Here is an 18,770-nt window from a genome sequence, read left to right as displayed (position 1 = left end):
ATGGGCATCATTCTGGTACGCAGCCGCTACAGATACAAGCGCACCGACGTACCATGCCCATACTTCTTCCCCCCGGAGCCCGGCAATGATCACAGCCGCTGAATGCGCCGTGCTTCCCGAAGGCCTGACAGATAAGCGCCGTGGGTCGTGGCCGGATAGTCACTGCTGGTTGCCTCACCGGCGAAAAATACCCGGTCGGCCACCGGTGCAGCCAGATCCTCACGCTGTTCCGCCCGGCCGTTCACCGGTGTATAGGAATAGGCCCCCAGAGAAAATGGATCTGCCTGCCAGCGGGTGATATGTACATCAACCGGCGCAGGAATATCATCGCCGTAGAGCTTCTTCAGCACATTCATTGCATCTTCTGTAACGGCATCATCTGACTGCTGTTCCAGTTCGTGCGCATAATATGCAGCATTAAACGCCAGCAATACCGGTTTACCGGAATACTTATAAACGTTGTACCATTCCGCAAAACGGCCTTTTTGTTCGCCCGCATACTGGATCAGATCAATATCCTTATCCTGTTTCCAGAACACCTCAGGGAAGGTCAGCCAGACTTTATTCAGTAATCCCATCGCCAGATCATCAATCGCCCGGCGCTTGGTTTGCGGCAGTACCGGTTCAAAGCGGATCGCGCCAGCTTTCAGCACACCCAGCGAAACCGTCACCAGCACCCGGTCGGCAACAAAGGTTTCCCCCGCATCGACCTCAACCTGACGGTCTGAATAGCGAATCGCTGTTACCGGCCGGTTCAGCCGTATATCCAGCCCTTCAGCTAAATAATCTGTAATGCCGTCATAGCCGTCAGTGAAAAGCACATCTTCACCGGGCATGTCTTCCCCTTCATCGTAGCCTTCAATGCTCAGCTGCTCTGCTTCACCGGCATACTCATGTTCCATCTCAGTATTCAGCAGGAAGGCAACTTGCCGGTCACTGAGAAAATCCAGTTCGCCATTCTTGCGGGCCTGTTCCACAGCATCCGCAACTGACGCATAAGGATTCTCTTCCAGATAAGCTTCAGCGTAGCTTTCAAAGATTTCCTGATATCTGAAGAACAGTTCACGGCTGATCTCATTACGGCTGCCATCCGCACCATAAATCACCGCATTTTCGTACTCGGTAATGTCAGTCATGCCAGTACCGGATTTTTCAGCCAGTTCAGTAATAGGGTTACCTTCAATACCATGAATCCAGCCCGCGCCCATATCATAGGAAATACCTTCACTGCGCAGCGTCCAGATCCGTCCGCCGATCCGGTCCCGGGCTTCCAGTACGGTGACATCGTAGCCTTTCTTCTGCAGGTCTTTGGCGGCGGCAAGGCCGGCAATACCGGCCCCCACCACAAGTACCCGCTCCTGTGCCGCCAGCTGTAAACTCAACAGGCAACCGGCCAGCAGTAATACGCTACGTTTCATAAAATCAGTCATCTTTTTCTCCTGCCTGTCAGCCGGTTAAATCCCGCAGCGCAAAATACAGCATCGCCAGTGCCAGCCCCGGCTTACGTAATAACGTGCCGCCGGGATAGTTACGGTGACGGATCCGGCCAAACAGGTCGAAACGACCGGTTTCTCCGGCAATCGCCTGCGCCATCAGTTTACCGGCCATGCTGGCCATCAGAATCCCATGACCGGAAAAGCCATGGGCATAATAGAGGTTATTCCCCAGCCGCCCGATATCAGGCATCCGGTTCATCGTCACCGCGATATTACCGCCCCAGCAGTAATCAAACTGCGGAGCAGGCAGCTGAGGGAAAATATGTTTAATCCGGGCGCGCATGACCTGCTGCAGGTTTGCCGGCTGTTTCTGTGTCAGCCCGGTACGGCCGCCAAACAACAACCGGCCATCAGCAGACATCCGGTAATAACTGGTCAGATACTTACTGTCGGCAACCGCCATATTATTGCGGATCAGTTCACCGGCCTGCGCACCTAACGGCCGGGTTGCACAGATATAGCTGCCCACCGGCAGAATGCGCTTTTCGATGCCCGGTAACAGGTTTGCCAGATAAGCATTCGCGGCAACCACCACCTGCCGGCAGCGAACCGTGCCCCTTTGCGTTACCACCCGGGGGCTGCTGCCCTGCTGTATATCCAGTACACGGGTAGCGGAAAACAGCTGTGCGCCGGCTTCCCGGGCAGCACTGGCGAGCCCCTGTGTATATTTCAGCGGATGCAGATGGCCACCCCGGGGGTCAAACCAGGCACCGTGATACACCGGGCTGTCCAGCTGTTCACGCAATTGTTGACGGTCCAGCAGTTGCAGGGAATAACTATACTCACTCTCCAGCAGTTCACAGGTTTCCCGGAATTCTTCCATGTGTTCCGGACGGGCCGCCAGCTCAGCCTGACCGGCTACTAAATCACAGTCGATCCGGTAATTCTTTATCCGCTCGCGTACCAGCTGCAAGGCATCCACCGATATCTGAAACGCTTCCCGGGCATCTTCCCGGCCCATCAGTTTTTCCATAGCCTGCGGTGTCGCACCATAGCCCACTATCAACTGACCGCCGGCCCGTCCTGATGCCCCCCAGGCCATTGCTTCTGCTTCCAGCAGCACCACACTGAACCCTTGCAGGCTCAGCTCAAGCGCAGCACTCAGCCCGGTCATGCCGCCGCCGACGATGCAGACATCAGCGGTCATATCACCTGCCAGAGCCGGATCTGCCGGCGCTTCTGCGGCGGTCGCCGCATAATAGGAAGCCGGGTAGGCCGGGCTGACGGACTGATCAGGCATACGGTTGTTCAATCTGTTTCCCCTTATTGATAGACAATGAACACTTTGCGGCTTGGCTGGTGAATTTCCCAGACTCCCAGGCTATTCGCCGGGAAATACAGCAGATCACCGGCACGGATTTCAGTGGTTACTCCGGCTTCATCGGTATAACTGCAGTGCCCCGCCAGGAAGTAACACATTTCTGCGTCTTTAATCTGCCGGCGCCAGCGACCCGGGCTGGCTTCCCAGACGCCTACTTCCACACGGTCATCGTCAAAGGTTTGTGCCAGACCACGCAGTTTAGAAGCCGGACCATCCACAGGCACCGGCGTATCTCCCCAGTCATCCAGTGCTTCTGTCACCGCCCGCTGTACCCCGGCCATCTTGAAAATTGCCATTGCTCCACCCTTTGGTCATTACTACGAACCACGATTGTGCCGCCGGTGAGCACGGCAACACAGCAGGTAAAAGGGACAACAAGGGGTGATATCAGGCCACATTTATGCCCGTGATGGCCATTTACTACTCAGACGACTGCTGCCGGTAGGCCTTGGGTGTTACTCCCGCCCAGCGGCGAAATGCCGCCCGGAAGTTCGCCACATCCCGGTAGCCAAGCTGCAGGCCAATAGTTGCAACTGTCAGCTGGGTGGTCAGCAGTAAATGTCTGGCCCGTTCAAACCGGACCTGATCTAACAGTTCCTGAAAGCTGCTGCCTTGCTGGGCTAAACGGCGTCTCAGGGTACGGGGAGACAATGACAGCCTGGCGGCCGTTTCCGGCAGGGTTATTTTGCCTTCATGCCGCCGCAGCAGACTCTCAACTCTGGCAGCGACACCTGATTCGTTTTGCAGGGCTTTAATACGGTTTTCACACAGCTCATTCATATACTGGCTGTATTCGGGATGAGCAAAGGGAATCACCCGGGCACTGTCTTCTGCAGACAGACACAGCATATTTTCCGGCTGGCCGTAACGGATTTCACAGCCGAGCTGTGCAGCCCAGTGCTGCTGATATTCCTCAGCGGGGGTATGGGTAAAAGAAATCTGACGGCAATGCACCCTGCCGTCCACCAGTTCTGCGGAAACCGCCAGCAACATGGCAAAACAACTTTCTGTTTCGAATACCGAGGTTACGGCGTCTGTCGGCGCCGGCTGCATGAACAGACATAACTGCCCGTCCTGTTCCTGCAGCCGGAAACGGCCGGAATAACTCAGTAAACGGCTGTGCCTGACGGCAACCCGCCAGGCATCGCCCAGGCTGGCGGCACTCATCATCGCCACACCTAGAATACCGAAGTCTTTGAGGGTCTGACGCAGGCCGTGCTTTAACGCCAGATAGGGATCACAGTTAAGATTAGCAATGCGCACATACAGGGTCAGTTCCTGATGTAAAGTCAGGCGGATCGCCGGATCGGCAAAGGCTTCTGCTGACAAACCCAGCCCCTGAAGCAGCTCATCCAGTTCCAGCTGCTGATAACTGATAAGGTCATCTGCCAGTTGCTTGATTTCCAGCCCCAGCCAGATACGGGGTTCCGTGTTGTCTGGTTTCATCGTCTCTTTACATCCACCACAGCAGACACAAAAACGGCGCCGGGTTCGTTAAAACAGGGCGCCGTCATGATCGTTTCTGACCGTTATCGGATACTGTTACTGGATAACAAAACTGGTAAAGAACAGGTCAGATACAAACGCTTCACCTTCTTCCGCAAGCAGCACTTTTTGCACTGCCCCCAGCAGCTCTTTAGCCAGAGCATCCTGTGCTTCAACGGTTTTCAGCTGAGCTTCCTGCTTATCGCTAAGAATCATCAGTACTTCATGGCGGATTTCCGGCTTATAGTAGTTAACCGCATGGTGTGCAGCAGGCGTAGCGACCTGAACAGTCACCTGACATTTCAGGAACCGTAACTTACCGGTGCTGGAAAAGTTAGCAATAAAGGGCTTCATCTCAATATAGTTGATGTAATCCTCAGGTACTGCTTCCCCGTCTTCTTCATCCGCCGCCCAGACCGGCGTTACAAAACAGGCCATCATCAATATTAAAAACCAGCGCCGCAGCATAGTTCACCCTTCCCCGTCTATTTATCTGAACACATTAATTATCACAGTAATCAATGACTTTTGCCCACATTGCGTTAGCAGACATCCCCAAAGTGGCACCAGTATACCGCGAACCTTTGCGGTTGCCATATAGCTGATCCTTGCCACCTGCAATCCGTTGGGATTAGTATGTATCGCAGGGATGGAAAAATCAGATAATCAGGCAACTGCCAGCCTGGGTCAGCAGTCATATAAAGAGGCCTGTGGCACCTGTCTGATGTCTTCACTTGGAGACAGCACCTGCAGGAAAGCGGTATCTTTCTGCGGGTTTCTAAACACAAGGAACACCACCATGTTAGAAAAATGCAAAACCGCTCAGGAACGTTGGGGCGGTGTGAGTGAAATCATCGATAACTGGCTCACCGAGCGTCAGCAACTGATCAGCCACTTCGTCAGCCTCCCGCAGACACCGGTCAATGATCTGGCGGCGCCCATCCAGACCTTCTGTCAGATCCTGATGGATTACCTGTCATCCGGACATTTCGAAGTCTATGAGCAGCTGCTGAAAGAAGGCGGTGAATTCAACGATGGCAGCCTGGAAGCCGCCCAGGATCTGTTTCCGAAAATTCAGACAAATACCGATGAAGCACTGGATTTCAATGACAACTTCTCCAGTTTCAACGGCGAAACACTGAAAGATATGCAGGAACTGGCAGACCGCCTTTCCCACCTTGGCGAATCACTGGAAGAACGCTTCTCTCTGGAAGACCAGATGATCGAAATTTTGCATATCGCCCATAAAGATCAGGTTTACGACACCAGCACTACCTAAGGAAACATAATGGGGAATTCTGTTCGAGTGCTTGCCACGGCACTGTTAAGTGCCGGGCTGTTATCCGGCTGCGGTTCCGGAGATGCGCCCAGCAAAACCTTTGAATATGCACAGAAAGGTGCCTATTCGGCAGAAATATCCCCAACCGGTAAATTCACCGTGCTGGGATCATTTAACCACGGCGGCAGTTTGTGGAATGACCTGCAGCAGGAACGTCTGTATAACTGGAACCACGCCAACGGCGAATACACCATCATTGCAGCCACAGCCTTTGCCCCGGATGAAACCTATGCAGCAACGGCTAACCAGCAGGACCTGGTCCTCTGGAGCCTGCAGGATGGCCGGCCCGCCGGTTTCTGGCGCTCCCCCGCTGAAATTCTCGGCATGGATTTATCCCCCAACGGCGACTATGCGTTACTTGGCCTAGCAGACCATACAGCGGTCTATTTCGACATTAAAAACGGCGGTGTTAAACGCACCCTTGGCCATCAGGCCCGGGTAAAAGCCGTTGATCTGAGTGAAGACGCTCAGTTTGCCCTGACCGGCTCCGACGCCTGGAAAACCAAATTCTGGAACGTCGAGACCAACGAATTACTGCACACCATTGAGCTGGGCAACGTGGTTGATACGGTAGCACTGGCCCCCAACAACGAAAAAGCCTTCAGTTCAGCCAGCCTGGATGACGCCATTATCTGGAATACCAAAACGGGTAAAGTCATTCACGCCCTGACCGATAACCGGGACCTGTTTGCCCGACGTGTCACCTATACCGCTGCGGAGTTTTCCACCGACAGCCAGCGTCTGTTAACCGGGACAAACTCCGGCACGGTTCAGCTGTGGAATGTTGCCACCGGGGAGCAACTGCGTGAATGGGCGATTAAAAAGCGCGATGCTTACGGGCCAAACAGCACGGCAGTTTACGCGGTTGGCTTTGGCCAGGGTAAGTATTACGCGGTGGGCTCCAACGGTATTTTCAACGAGCTGAAGTAAGCCCCGACCCTTATGAAACAGCACTGCAGGAATAACCGTCCTCAGTGCTGATAAATAAACCCGCCGTACATATATTTGGTGGCTTCAGCCCCCAGCACCAGCACCCGCTGACCGCGCTTTAACTTTCCTGAAAGAATCAATCCGTTAAGGCTTGCCCAGATCGCTGCGGAACCAAGATTCCCCCAACGACAGGCATCATTCACGATCCGCTCCCGGGGTAACTGCAAATACTCACTCAGCAAGGCATCAATATGACCATTGGCCTGATGAGGGAGGATAAAATCAAACTCATCCAGCGAGAACCCCAGCCCGGTTACCGCTTCTATCCCTTTGAAGAACAACTGCGGGCCCGCTTCCCGGACACTGTCTGCCCGGTGTAAGAAATAGGGAAGTTTGTGTTCACATACCGGCTGGGCAGAACCACCACCGCACAACTCAAAGCCGGGGGATTTTTGCAGCCCGATATGGCCGCTGAAACAATGGCTGATAATCTGCTCATCACTGCCATCATCCCGGTCCAGCACCACCGCTGCAGCGGCATCCCCCATCTGTACGTAATTAATTAACTGCGGGGTATCTATGAATGCGTTGTCGATATCAAAAAATACCGATCCCACCTCCGTGCCGACAATACAGACTGGCTGCATATGAGGGTTATGGTGCAACATCGGTACGGCAATCTGCAGTGCACTGGCAAAACCAGTACACGCCTGCCTCAGCTCCATGTAAGGGGCATGCAGCTCCAGTTCTTCAGCAATCCAGGCGGCACTTGAAGGTAACAGCGTATGAGGCGAAGCCGTATGGGAAATCAGATAACCCAGTTCAGTATCCGCCGGGCAGCTGCTCAGGGCCTGCCGGATTGCCCGGGCAGACAATGCCGGCGCCGTTTCCTGCGGTTCAGATAAAGCGGAGTCCAACCGTCGGCTCACATAGCGGCCCTCAATGCCTAACCGCCGGGCAATAATCCGTGCCTGACGGGCGGTTTTACGGTCACAAAGCTGCTCCAGATGTTCCAGCAACACATCATTACTGATGTGCTCCCCCGGAAAGGCATTACCACAGCTACGCAGTTTCACCCGGCCGGGCGCCACCTGAACACTCATTATGCTGCTCCCTTAATTGCTGAACCGGAAACCGGAGCCATCTGTATCAGCCGCTGAAACAGGGCATCAGTATCAATATTCAGCATTTCAAACGCTTCGGTCTGCTGCTGAAGTAAACTCACCAGCCCCTGATGGATACTGAAATCCAGCGGTGGCTGTTCATAAATATCTTTCTGTAACCGCACCGCATGGCGGCGGGCAATGCTGACATGCCGTGCTTCGTCCCGTTTGATCAGGCTAAACAGCCCGGCTGCCGGAGTACCTTTAATGCTGCTGTTGGCCACTGCGTTCATCAGCACACAGACACAGGCATCCAACTGGCTGATGGTATAAAAGTGCCGGGCAACACTGTCGCTGGCCTGCTGAATGCGGGCATAGAATAACTGTGCCTGCCGCTTCAGGCGGTGGAGTTTTTCATATTCAGGTAATTGCTGCAGCAGACGCTGCAATGCTATTTCGTGAAGCCGTTCATCCGCTTCGATCTGGGCCAGATAAAACTGGGAATCTTCCCGGCGGCTATATTCTGTATGGAAGACATGAATAGCAGACTGCTCACCACACAACAACAGGGGGACCAGCCGAGCCAGTGCCGTCTGCTGTAATTCAGACAGACCAACAGACAAATCCGGATGGCGCTCCAGCCAGTGCCGCACCGGATGATTCTCCGGTTCGGTAATTGATGCTTCTGGTAACGGAAAACAACGCTGGTTCATATAACGGTCCGGTAAACATAACAGTCAGATAGCCCAGCATCTATATTAAGGATCTACCTGAAATGCCGCTGAAAAAAACGCATCTTTAACAAGCCCGGTAATAAATACATATCCGCCAGTAACGCGATAAAGATAATCACAATGCTGAACAGGCTTATTTCAAAAATAGGCTTAAAATCTGACAGCAGGCCCACCGTTAAGGCCAGAATCATGGTCAGGCTGCTGATGAATACCGCCGGAATAACGTCCGTCCAGAGCCGTTTCAGCGCCGCTGTTTCAGATTCACTACGACGATAACGGCGATATTTGAACAGAATATGCAGACTGTCATCGACAATAATGCCGATGATCATCCCCATCACCACTGCACTGCCCAGGGTGATCGCACCACCACTGATCCCCAGTAAGCCATAAGCCAGAATCAGCGGGGCAAAATTACAGATAAACACCAGGGTCATCAGCCGCCAGCCACGGAACATAAAACCGATGAACAGGCTGATCGCAAACAGGGCAACCAGTAACGACAACAGCATACTCCGGGCGTTGCTGATACTCAGATGAGCAAACATAAGGTCCGCACTGCCACCGGTATAGATATTCAGGCTACCGGGATTATCCTCAACCCACTGGCGAACCCGGTCATCAAACGCGATCATTGCCCGGGCGCTTTGCTGGGGCATACGTACCCTTAGCTTGAGCATATGGGTATCCGGGTTATACAACTGTTCCTCTGCCAGCCGTACCCAGCTGTCCGGCTGTTTCAGCGCACGGCTGCCGGGCACTATTTTCAGCACCTCCGGCTGTTCTTTCAGCCAGCCGGTAAAGCTATCAAGGGTCTTCAGATCCGCCGGAGCGAATGCCCGCCCCTCACCGGCGCTGACCACATAACTGATACCTGACGCCCCGGACAGCTCTGCATCAATGATGTTCACCGACTGGCGAAAGCTGTAATCCTCGGGGAAATACTCATAGACGTTGTCATCCACTGTCAGCTGCGTCAGCCCCCAGCCACCCAGCAGTAAAAGTAACACTGCAGCACTGACCACCCGTTTCTGGCCGCCGCAGGATAAGCGGGACACATTCAGCCGTTCCATACAGCCAGCCGCCACATCCGCCGGCGGTGCAAACCTGAGCAGCCCGGCCTGTAACCAGCTGATTGTCAGCAGGTAAGATACACTCAGCCCCACCGCCGCCGCGATTCCGGTCACCATCACCGGTGGCGAAGGGCTGAACAGGAGTGCGAGAAAGCCCACCGCCGTCGTCAGACAACTTAGCGTCAGGGGCTTAAGGTTCATCTGAAAGCTGTCTTTCACTGCCTGCTCTGCACTTTTGCCTTCAGCCCGGGCCTGATAAAACGACAGCACGTTATGCATGGCTGTTACCAGGCTCAGACCAATAATGATGATCGGTGTAAACGCATTAATGGCGGTGACCGCATGCCCCATCCAGCTGATGGCGCCAAAAGCCGCCAGCGTGGACAGTGCCCCCACGCCCATCAGCATCAGAGGGATGGCAAAACGCCGGAAACTCCACCACAAGAGACCAAACATAATCCCCAGCAGGACAGGGATAAAATATTTCAGATCATGGCGAACAGTATCAATATAAGCATTATTCAGCGCCATGGTGCCGGACAGATAACCGGCAATATCATCAGAATAGGCGGCCTCCACCAGTGCCGTCACCTGACCATTGAACGCCAGAATCTGCCGGGCGGATTTGCGGTTTTGCAGCGCCACGTCCAGCACAATCAGGGCGGTACTGCTGTCGGCAGATATAAAACTACCATCCATTGCGGTACGGGCCTGAGGGCTGAGAAATATGTTCGACTTAAGCTTCAGGGCGGTTAGAAAGCCCCGTACCCGAACCACTTCCGGCAAGCCTTCCAGCTGTTTATGCAGATCTCTGCTCTGACGGTAAAAGCCATCTTCTTCCAGCAGTGAACCGCCATCTTTGCGCTGCACCACCACCAGCAAGCGCTCCCTGCTGGTAAAGTTTTCCTGCAAACGCTGATACTCGGCGAACAAAGGATCTTTCTGATCAAAATACGCCAGAAAGCTGGCATTGGTTGTCAGGTGCTGCAGCCCGGCAATAGTCAGCAACAGCAGCAGAAACATGGCAAGGTTCAGATATTTTTGTCCGGAAAAAAGCTGCATCAGCAGTGGCTCCATATTTAATGACGCACAATTCAGTTTGTTTTCACGTTGGAACGGCAAGCTGTAAATCCGTTCATTCATCAGATAGCAGGTAGATTAGCCTTAGTCTGCCTGACTGCGACACTCAGACAGAGGATAAAACCATGTTCATTCACAGACTTACAACAGGTTTTGGCCAGTACTGGCGGATCCTGACAGTTATCTTCTTCGCATCGGTACTGTCAGCCTGCACCAGTCTGGCTGATCAGCCGGTTTATCAAAACGAAGCCGGGGCCCTTGAAGGCCATGACCCTGTGGCCTATTTCACCGAAGGTAAGCCGGTTAAAGGCTCTGCAGCCTTCACCAGCCAGCGTGACGGCACAACCTGGTACTTTTCCAGCGCAGAAAACAAAGCCCTGTTTGACGGCAATCCGGAAAAATATTCACCACAGTACGGCGGCTACTGTGCGCAGGCAATGGCCCACGGTTTAGTGGTCTCTTCCGACCCAGCGGCTTTCACCATTAAAGATGACAAACTGTTCCTGAATTACAGCCTGGGTGTCCGCAAGACCTGGCTGGAAAATGTCGATGAGAACATCAGAAGCGCCGACCGGGAATGGCAGAAGAAAACCGCCAACCCATAATAAAGGCACTAAACAGCAGACAAAAAAAAGCCGTTGCTCAGCAACGGCTTTTTCATTTCGGGCTATCAGACAGTGATTTCCACCACGCCTTCCGGCGTCCCCATCAGGACGATATCCGCACCGCGCTGAGCAAACAGACCATTAGTCACAACACCCACGATGTTGTTCAGGTAATTTTCCAGGTCTTTTGGCTGTTCAATTTCCAGACCGTGTAAATCCAGAATCACATTACCGTTATCGGTAACAAAACCGTCCCGGTAGACCGGCTGACAATCCAGCTTCACCAGTTCACGGGCAACCTGTGAACGGGCCATCGGAATCACTTCAACCGGCAGCGGGAAAGCGCCCAGTAAATCAACCTGTTTGCTGGCATCCACAATACAGACGAATTCCTTCGCCACTGCAGCAACAATCTTCTCACGGGTCAGTGCACCGCCGCCGCCTTTCACCAGGTTCATCCGGCTGTCAAATTCGTCAGCACCGTCAACGTACACTTCCATCTGATCAACCGCGTTCATGTCATACACGTTGATCCCGTGGCCTTTGAGGCGCTCAGCAGTCGCTTCAGAACTGGCCACGGCACCGTCAAACAGATGCTTAATCTTTGCCAGCTCATCAATAAAGAAATTGGCAGTGGAACCGGTACCGACCCCAACAATGGAATCCTTACCCAGCTTACCCTGAATATGTGCCACAGCCGCCTGTGCCACTGCTAATTTCATTTCGTCTTGTGTCATGCCTGCTACCCGTCAGAATGAGAAATAATTGTGCGAATTATACGCAGCATTGGCGATTGATGTAACAGCCAGAACCCGGCGGATAAAACTATACTGAAAAGACGCTAAACTGCAGGCTTCCCTAGACGACATGGCCGGTAACTTGTAGCATTTGCCTCCTTAAACCGAAGAAAGTACCGGATTTTGCCTGCAAAATTCAGGCACCAGCAAAAAGAACTGAATCATGCCCGACCGTTATATAAAGAAAATCCTCGAAGCCCGTGTGTATGACGTTGCTGTCGAGACACCTCTGGATGAAGCCCGCGGCTTATCCGAACGCCTGAATAACCGTGTTTTACTGAAACGTGAAGATGAACAGCCGGTGTTCTCTTTCAAGATTCGCGGCGCCTATAACAAGATGATTCAGCTCAGCGAAGCAGAACGCCAGCGCGGTGTCATTGCAGCGTCCGCCGGCAACCATGCCCAGGGGCTGGCCATGGCAGCCCAGAAGCTGGGGGTGAACGCCACCATCGTGATGCCGAAAACCACCCCGGAAGTGAAGGTAAACAACGTACGCCGCTATGGCGGTAATGTGATCCTTCACGGCGACGCCTTTGACGCGGCAAATGCCCATGCCAAGGAACTGGTAGAAGAGCGCGGTCTGACCTATGTGCATCCCTTTGATGATCCGGATGTGATCGCCGGTCAGGGTACCGTTGCCATGGAGCTGCTGCGTCAGGAATCTGGTCCGATTAACGCGATTTTTGTACCGGTTGGCGGTGGCGGTCTGCTGGCCGGTGTTTCCGCCTATGTGAAATACCTGCGCCCGGACACCAAGGTGATCGGTGTTGAGTCCAGCGAGTCCGCCAGCATGCATGCGGCGCTAGCTGCCGGCGAACGGGTCACCCTGGATCAGGTGGGAATTTTTGCCGACGGTGTGGCCGTAGCCCAGGTTGGCCAGTACACCTTCGAAGTTGCTCAGAAATATGTCGACGAAGTGATCACCGTCAGCATTGATGAAATCTGCGCCGCCGTAAAAGATATCTACGACGATACCCGCTCGATCTGCGAACCTTCCGGCGCACTGGCTGTGGCGGGTATGAAGAAGTTTGTCGAGCGCGAACAGTGCACCGACAGCACCATGATCGCCATTTCATCCGGTGCCAACGTAAACTTTGACCGCCTGCGGCACATTGCCGAACGTTCTGAACTGGGTGAAAACCGCGAAGCGATTATTGCGGTTAAAATCCCTGAACGCCCGGGCAGCTTCAAGCAGTTCTGCAGCGATTTGGGCAAACGTAATATCACCGAATTTAACTACCGCTATGCCAACGATGAAGATGCACAGATTTTCGTCGGCGTTCAGCTGACACCCGGCCCGGATGCCCGCAGTGAGCTGCTGAGCGACCTGAAAGGCAGCGATTATAAGGTGATTGACCTGTCTGATAACGAAATGGCTAAACTCCATGTGCGCTATATGGTGGGCGGACGTGCGCCGGCGTCAGTGGATAACGAGATTCTCTATCGCTTTGAGTTCCCGGAACGCCCGGGTGCACTGATGAACTTCCTCAGCAAGCTTGGCGGCCGCTGGAATATTTCCATGTTCCACTACCGTAACCACGGTGCGGCATACGGCCGGGTATTAGTGGGTCTGCAGGTACCTGCTGACGAGCACGATAAAGTCTCTGAATTCCTGGATGATATTGGCTATAACTACTGGGAAGAAACCGACAATCCGGCCTATAAGCTATTCCTGGGCTGAAAAAAACCAGAACAAAAAAGGCGACCATGCGGTCGCCTTTTTTAATGTATCTAACAGACAGAAAGTCTTTAGGGCATTTCAGGAGAATGCCGGAACCCTTCACCAAAAAATGCCTGCCAGACAAAGGCCATGATACTGACCAGCCCCCAGGCCAGACCAAATACCACACCGATATCCACAATTCCCCGCCAGGGCTGATCCAGCAGATGCACCAGTTGCACCATCACCAGAATCCCCGCCAGCAGGCAGTAGGTAACAATCATCCGGCGACGACGAATATCAAAAAAGCCCATACAGAACAGCGGTGCCAGAATCAGGCGCAGTGGCGTAACGTTATCTTTGAGAAACAGCAGCCGGGCGGCTACCCGTGGCGAATACGCCTGCTGGAATCCCCGGTAGCCTTCAAATACGCCCATAAAGGCAACACATGCTGCCAGCCCCAGCCAGTGATACCAGTCCAGCGGGTAGGCAAAGCTTTCAAGGCCAATTGCCCCTAACCGGACAATGGCGTTTCCGAGAATAAATGTCAGCCCTAAAAAGCCCCAGCAAACTGCAATGAATCCCAACACTGGCTATCTCTGCTCAAAATTGCAAAGCGGCAATTATAGAGCATCCCCCTGAAGAGACGAAAGATCTGGATCAAACCGCAGACTGACAACAGTAAAAATCCGTACGTAAAAAAGCCTGGATGACGAGGGAGACCACCCAGGCGCTCTGCATCAGAAGCGGAATGGGAACCTCATTGACAGAGCAAAATCGGGCGCATCCGGTGTTAAACCGATACCCAGAGACGTGGACATAGACCACTTATCGCTCAACGCATAGGTCACACCCACTGAGAAGGTTGCAGCATTACCATCACTGCCGATTACTTTCTGCTTGGAAGCACCGTCAAACTGAGTCTCACTCTCCTGACTGATTCGTTGCGATAACGCCATACTCAAACTTGTCCGTTCATTGAGCGCAAACGCCATCCCCACACCGTAATGGATTGAATCCCCCAGTTTTACCTTACCGGGCTGATTACCGGCAGAAGAGCTTATATCACCAAAGCTTTCTTCAAAGTGGTGGGTATAGCCGATATTGGCAAACAGAATCGCAGGGTCGGTTGTCTTCACAAATGATAATCCGGTGGTCAGGCTGTATAAACCACTGCCGGTTGGCAACTCCGCAGGAAAGGTCAGATCATCGCCATTCGAGGCTGTTTTAGTAATCGTAGGAGTTCCGTAGGGGTCCGTACCGGTCGGAATTTTTAAACTGGTGTTCCAGACAATATCCGGACGGGAATCTGTCTCTTTATACAATTGATACGCAGACAGTAATGTAATATCACCTAAACCCGCCTCACTGACTTCAGACTCAACACCGCCACTCACATTCCGCTGAAAATTGGTATTTCGGTACACCCAGGGAACTGTCATCCCCACCTGCCAGCGATCCGTTACGTTGTATCGCCCGGTAATATCAAAAGTAAATATATCCGCCTTTACATCATCTACGGCTATATCACCAAGGAAAATTGCATCCAGTGCCAAGAAACCTTCGAGCACCAGGTCTTTACGGTCGTAATGGCTGTAATTAAACCCAAACTCCACAGTAAACTGATCGCCAAAGAGGACATGCTCTTCCTGCAAAACGTTTTCTACACTGGAACTTGGATCGGCGGACTTCTTAATTTCTTCTTTTTCAGCCCCGGCAGTCTGCTGTCCGGCCTGTTGATCCTGTTGTTGGGCAGGCACCGCCTGCTGACCACTTTCGAGCTGCTGAAGACGACCTTCCATCTTTCTCAGCATATCCGCCTGATTTTTATTAATGAGCTGTAACTGTTTAATTTCAAAGCGAAGCTGGTTTGCTTCATCGGCGGTCATCGAGTCGCCATTTTCGGCAATGACACAGGTTGAAACGGTCATTCCCAGTGCAGCACATACCGCCACGGTACAACTGCTCAGACGAAAATAGACTAGCTTTTCCATGATGTTCCCCTCTTTCTTCAGTCATGCCAGAAGAACTCTGATAGTTCCTGACAGAAAGCGAGACACTGCATGCACATACCCATCAGCAGCCTACAACCCCATCCACAACTGCTTTCCTCACCGGCCTGAACCGGTTTCGCGGTGTTCGCCTGTTGTTATTGTTTCCTTGTTGCTTTGCAGGTATTGCCATGCATGTAACACGGCAATACCCACTAAGCATAGTTTATAACCCCTGTAAGTTGTTCAAAGCTCGCTGGAAATTTCTGGATGCCCCGGATAAATTACCGGATGGAGCTAACTGTACGTTCAAACCGATACGGTTAAATACCTGATTTAAATTACTGTTTAGCTGAGTACTTTGCAGAATATTTCCTGCTGAAAGGATTTGCCGGCGGGAGATGCGCTGAGCGACTGTACCAACATCCGGTACATCCACCTGATAACCAACCCCTGAACCGTTTGCCTGAACCTGGGTTGTTACGCCATTATCATCAGCGAAACTTTCGTGACCGGCACCGATCTGAATCAGATCAGGACCACGTAACTGAGGAGTTCCGGACTCGTCCGTTACTGTCCACTCCACGTTGTTGTGAACACCGTTTTCATCCCCTGCTATCTGAATGTTCTGAACTACCCCGGCAATATCGTCTAATGCACCATTATCCGACACACCACTCAGAACCTGATTACCCGCACCACTACTGGCAACACCCAAATCACGGGTACGGTAAATCGTTATATTCGGACGGAATCCCTGAGAAAAACTGATATCCATATGTAATTCCATGCTGTAATCCTGTCCTGCACGCTGCCATTCCGTAGCCATCACGACACCAAAATAACTCACGTCGCGACCATCGACAAAACGCCCCCTTACATCAGCTAAAACCGAATCAGGAACAATTTCGCCTTCCAGGCCAAAAGGCCCGGCAACAACATTTGGAGCCAGCAACCACACACTAGTGGCAAGGGCTCCGGGTATTACTTTTGTCAACCATCTCATACCTTTCATGATGGTATCTCCTCCCGAAACGGGCGGTTAAAACAACTCCGCATGGGTAAACCCATGTTCAAGAAGTTGCGCATCACTTACAGGAGCAAATACATTCACCAGGTTTCGTGCAGTTAAAGGTGCGGAAGGATTAGCCAATACCGATTGACGGTTATAACCTTTGCCGATAACAGCAAATACCAAACCACTCCAACTCGCTACAAACTCATCCTTAGGCAACACTTTATTGCCTAAAGCCGGGTCAGCAATATACACCAGATCCTCTACTGTCCTTTTCAGCACTACAAAATGTTTGTAGCCTTTCAGATCAAGCAGCACAATCGTAGGTACCTGTATTTTATCAAGGTTTTCGGCATTCATTTTATAGCCTCGACCACGCATTCCCAATTGCTCCACGTAATGCTTAATGTTTAATAAAGAAAAGCCCTGTTCCCGAACTAACTCCTGATTACTCACCGCAAACAAACCGTCCAACATATCTTTTTCTGTAACATCCAGGCCGTAGGCGTAACGTAAAATTGTTGCCAGTGACGCCGCCCCACAACTAAAATCCGTCTCTTGACGGACAATATGCTCGTAGCGCTTCTCACGCATACTGAGCACCTTCTTATGAATAGTTGTCATTTGTGGCATCGCAGCACCAAACTGCACATTGGCAGCCTGCGTACTCCCTGCGAAAACAGATATCACAATAGCCACCGATAATAGCTTTACCGTACTGCTAATATATTTTCCGGAACCGGCCAGCATCGCTTCGAAAACAGGCATACTCCCTCTCCTCAAACAGCGCTTTCACCGATCTAAACCAACATGGTTTTACAGTGAATTCGCCCAAAGAAACCAGGAACAGACATCGCCTGCTCCTGGATAGCTTTCATATAACTTTATTAAAAGTCATTCATCATAAAAGCTATTCTTACTCACCACCCGGACCAGTAGGGCCTTCACCGGCTGCAGGCGCATTCACCCGACTCAGAGCTAAGCTGTTGTTTTGCAGGTTATTAGAGCCAGCTGTGATGTTGACACCAATATTACCCCGTGCGCCTCGCAGCGCATCATCAGCCATGATGGAGTTGTTTTCATGACGCACATAGTGAATCACTGTGTGTACAACTTCGCCGGTGAAAGAACCTGCCAACACCTGGAAACCAGCTTCCTGGAAACGCAGATCTCCGGTATCTTCATTCGGCGTAATGGTTCCGCTCTCATCAAAGTCGAACGTACCTTTCAGGTTACCCTGACCGTTACCGTTCTGATCATCGAAATCAAGGTGGCCCCAAAGCACAGCATTATCACCATTCGCATGGTCACCGTCATCTCTCCAGATTTCAGGATATACACCACCGTCCTGAGTTGACTCGCCGCTGTAAGTAGAAGCAACTGTGTCATAGCTACCGCTACCTCCACCAATATAGAAACCAGCCATAGCGCCAGACAGAGTAACTTCTGTAGATGTTGTCTGTTCAGTTGTATCAGCCATGTTCGTGGTTGTGTTGTGCTCAGTTTCCTGACGGGATGAAACAGTCGCTTCACCCATTGAACCTGAAGCGACTGCACCGGCAAACGCATTCTTCTGCACGTTACCTGCACCGGTTGCAATGTTTACTGCAATATTACCGCGAGCATTCTCAAGCGCATTTCCTACAAACGCAGAACTGTTGATAACACCTTTATTATTGATGGTATTGTCATCTGCGTTCTGATCAGTAAATACCTCGGCATCCGCAGAACCCAATAAAAATCGCATGTCAGCAGCCGCTAAAGCAGCAGAGTTACCCTGAACGTTGTTATCACCGGAACTCATGTTAACCCCGATGTTACCTCTGGCATTTTCCAGAGCATCACCAGCCAGGCCAGAACGGTTATCAACAAAGTTGTTAGTTACTTCGTTGTGATCACTATCCTGCTCATCATTGATGACTGCCATGCCGAGAGAATCAACCTCGATAGTCCCTTTGATTTTAACCTTGCCCTTATATTTAACGTCTTTAGAAACCTTGACGTACTTTTTCAGCGTGGCGCCATCACCACCTCTGTGACCGCCATAGCCATCCCCGCTTGCAGCAGCTGTTCCGGTAAAACTCAGTGCAGCAACGGCCAATGCCAGTGGTGCAATTTTGAATACCTGTTTCATTGTCTTT

Annotated in this window: 18 protein-coding genes; 4 read left to right on the top strand and 14 right to left on the bottom strand. The window is 52.1% G+C overall.

What is annotated here, in order from left to right; all coding sequences use genetic code 11:
* Window positions 1-89: 89 nt before the first annotated feature.
* The 5 genes from JYB63_RS19300 to JYB63_RS19280 all read right to left on the bottom strand — a co-directional run bounded on the left by JYB63_RS19300 (window position 90) and on the right by JYB63_RS19280 (window position 4,743).
* On the bottom strand, window positions 90-1,430 hold the full coding sequence (locus JYB63_RS19300) for a flavin monoamine oxidase family protein (RefSeq protein ID WP_205659561.1): 1,341 nt from the start codon (window positions 1,428-1,430) through the stop codon (window positions 90-92).
* A gap of 16 nt (window positions 1,431-1,446) precedes the next feature.
* Window positions 1,447-2,748: an NAD(P)/FAD-dependent oxidoreductase gene (locus JYB63_RS19295; RefSeq protein ID WP_205659560.1), complete on the bottom strand. Its 1,302-nt coding sequence runs from the start codon at window positions 2,746-2,748 to the stop codon at window positions 1,447-1,449.
* Window positions 2,749-2,759: 11 nt separating this feature from the next.
* Window positions 2,760-3,113 (bottom strand): cupin domain-containing protein, encoded by a 354-nt coding sequence (locus tag JYB63_RS19290; protein WP_205659559.1) that lies wholly within the window; start codon window positions 3,111-3,113, stop codon window positions 2,760-2,762.
* Between the two features lie 124 nt (window positions 3,114-3,237).
* Window positions 3,238-4,263, bottom strand: coding sequence for an AraC family transcriptional regulator (locus JYB63_RS19285; RefSeq protein WP_205659558.1), 1,026 nt, complete (start codon window positions 4,261-4,263; stop codon window positions 3,238-3,240).
* A gap of 96 nt (window positions 4,264-4,359) precedes the next feature.
* The gene (locus tag JYB63_RS19280; RefSeq protein WP_243432075.1) at window positions 4,360-4,743 is read right to left on the bottom strand and encodes a flagellar basal body-associated FliL family protein; all 384 of its coding nucleotides are present in this window, start codon (window positions 4,741-4,743) and stop codon (window positions 4,360-4,362) included.
* A gap of 358 nt (window positions 4,744-5,101) precedes the next feature.
* Between JYB63_RS19280 and rsd the strand changes: the two genes are divergently transcribed.
* Window positions 5,102-5,581 (top strand): sigma D regulator, encoded by a 480-nt coding sequence (gene rsd / locus JYB63_RS19275; RefSeq protein ID WP_205659556.1) that lies wholly within the window; start codon window positions 5,102-5,104, stop codon window positions 5,579-5,581.
* 9 nt (window positions 5,582-5,590) lie between these two features.
* Complete coding sequence (locus JYB63_RS19270; RefSeq protein ID WP_205659555.1) at window positions 5,591-6,571, top strand: WD40 repeat domain-containing protein; 981 nt, start codon at window positions 5,591-5,593, stop codon at window positions 6,569-6,571.
* Window positions 6,572-6,612: 41 nt separating this feature from the next.
* On the opposite strand, the gene JYB63_RS19265 is transcribed toward JYB63_RS19270, so the two are convergent.
* The 3 genes from JYB63_RS19265 to JYB63_RS19255 are packed head-to-tail and all read right to left on the bottom strand — an operon-like array spanning window position 6,613 to window position 10,543.
* Window positions 6,613-7,674: a 3-oxoacyl-ACP synthase III family protein gene (locus tag JYB63_RS19265; protein ID WP_205659554.1), complete on the bottom strand. Its 1,062-nt coding sequence runs from the start codon at window positions 7,672-7,674 to the stop codon at window positions 6,613-6,615.
* On the bottom strand, window positions 7,674-8,387 hold the full coding sequence (locus JYB63_RS19260; protein ID WP_205659553.1) for a hypothetical protein: 714 nt from the start codon (window positions 8,385-8,387) through the stop codon (window positions 7,674-7,676). The genes JYB63_RS19265 and JYB63_RS19260 overlap by 1 nt, the downstream gene beginning before the upstream one ends.
* Window positions 8,388-8,440: 53 nt before the next feature.
* A complete protein-coding gene (locus tag JYB63_RS19255) occupies window positions 8,441-10,543 on the bottom strand; it encodes an efflux RND transporter permease subunit (protein ID WP_205659552.1) in 2,103 nt (700 codons plus the stop codon).
* Between the two features lie 143 nt (window positions 10,544-10,686).
* Here JYB63_RS19255 and JYB63_RS19250 point away from each other — a divergent pair, with 143 nt between their 5' ends.
* Window positions 10,687-11,166: a YHS domain-containing (seleno)protein gene (locus tag JYB63_RS19250; protein WP_205659551.1), complete on the top strand. Its 480-nt coding sequence runs from the start codon at window positions 10,687-10,689 to the stop codon at window positions 11,164-11,166.
* Window positions 11,167-11,231: 65 nt separating this feature from the next.
* Here JYB63_RS19250 and rpiA read toward each other — a convergent pair whose 3' ends face one another.
* The gene (gene rpiA / locus JYB63_RS19245; RefSeq protein WP_205659550.1) at window positions 11,232-11,903 is read right to left on the bottom strand and encodes a ribose-5-phosphate isomerase RpiA; all 672 of its coding nucleotides are present in this window, start codon (window positions 11,901-11,903) and stop codon (window positions 11,232-11,234) included.
* 223 nt (window positions 11,904-12,126) lie between these two features.
* Between rpiA and ilvA the strand changes: the two genes are divergently transcribed.
* Complete coding sequence (ilvA, locus tag JYB63_RS19240) at window positions 12,127-13,644, top strand: threonine ammonia-lyase, biosynthetic (RefSeq protein WP_205659549.1); 1,518 nt, start codon at window positions 12,127-12,129, stop codon at window positions 13,642-13,644.
* Window positions 13,645-13,712: 68 nt separating this feature from the next.
* Here ilvA and JYB63_RS19235 read toward each other — a convergent pair whose 3' ends face one another.
* The 5 genes from JYB63_RS19235 to JYB63_RS19215 all read right to left on the bottom strand — a co-directional run bounded on the left by JYB63_RS19235 (window position 13,713) and on the right by JYB63_RS19215 (window position 18,763).
* Window positions 13,713-14,213 (bottom strand): hypothetical protein, encoded by a 501-nt coding sequence (locus tag JYB63_RS19235; RefSeq protein ID WP_205659548.1) that lies wholly within the window; start codon window positions 14,211-14,213, stop codon window positions 13,713-13,715.
* Window positions 14,214-14,363: 150 nt separating this feature from the next.
* On the bottom strand, window positions 14,364-15,617 hold the full coding sequence (locus tag JYB63_RS19230; RefSeq protein ID WP_205659547.1) for a transporter: 1,254 nt from the start codon (window positions 15,615-15,617) through the stop codon (window positions 14,364-14,366).
* Between the two features lie 223 nt (window positions 15,618-15,840).
* Window positions 15,841-16,629 (bottom strand): hypothetical protein, encoded by a 789-nt coding sequence (locus JYB63_RS19225; RefSeq protein ID WP_205659546.1) that lies wholly within the window; start codon window positions 16,627-16,629, stop codon window positions 15,841-15,843.
* A 27-nt stretch (window positions 16,630-16,656) separates the two neighbouring features.
* Window positions 16,657-17,397, bottom strand: coding sequence for a C39 family peptidase (locus JYB63_RS19220; protein ID WP_243432074.1), 741 nt, complete (start codon window positions 17,395-17,397; stop codon window positions 16,657-16,659).
* Window positions 17,398-17,545: 148 nt separating this feature from the next.
* A complete protein-coding gene (locus JYB63_RS19215) occupies window positions 17,546-18,763 on the bottom strand; it encodes a FapB/FapC family functional amyloid domain-containing protein (RefSeq protein WP_205659545.1) in 1,218 nt (405 codons plus the stop codon).
* Window positions 18,764-18,770: the final 7 nt, after the last annotated feature.

The organism is Aliamphritea spongicola (genome assembly GCF_017051665.1).
In the GTDB taxonomy this organism is placed as follows: Bacteria; Pseudomonadota; Gammaproteobacteria; order Pseudomonadales; family Balneatricaceae; genus Amphritea; species Amphritea spongicola.
Note: the sequence above shows the minus strand (reverse complement) of the source record. Positions and strands in the feature narration are given on the sequence as shown.